This window comes from Martinezella lusitana (assembly GCF_010668395.1).
In the GTDB taxonomy this organism is placed as follows: Bacteria; Pseudomonadota; Alphaproteobacteria; order Rhizobiales; family Rhizobiaceae; genus Rhizobium; species Rhizobium lusitanum_A.
In genome coordinates this window covers 1-433 of record NZ_WUEY01000086.1, presented here as the reverse complement: position 1 = coordinate 433, position 433 = coordinate 1, and the positions used below count along the sequence as shown (strand labels likewise).

1 protein-coding gene is annotated in these 433 nt (G+C 54.3%); it reads left to right on the top strand.

What is annotated here, in order from left to right:
- On the top strand, positions 1–433 hold a 433-nt coding region (locus GR212_RS36640; protein ID WP_163995032.1), incomplete at both ends, for an ATP-binding cassette domain-containing protein.

Sequence of the window (433 nt, the reverse complement as noted above, 5' to 3'; positions counted from 1 at the left end):
CGTAGCGCATCTGCAAAGTTATATCGACCGTTTCCGTGCCAAAGCCACCAAAGCGAAGCAGGCCCAGAGCCGCATTAAGATGCTCGAGCGTATGGAGCTAATTGCCCCCGCGCACGTCGACAACCCGTTCCGCTTTAGCTTCCGCGCGCCGGAAAGCCTGCCAAATCCGTTACTGAAGATGGAAAAAGTCAGCGCGGGCTATGGCGATCGCATTATTCTCGACTCGATTAAACTGAACCTGGTGCCCGGCTCGCGTATTGGTCTGTTAGGCCGCAATGGCGCGGGTAAATCGACATTAATCAAACTGTTAGCCGGTGAACTTGCGCCAGTCAGCGGTGAAATTGGTCTGGCGAAAGGGATCAAACTCGGCTACTTCGCCCAGCATCAACTTGAATACCTGCGCGCCGACGAATCACCTATTCAACATCTGGCA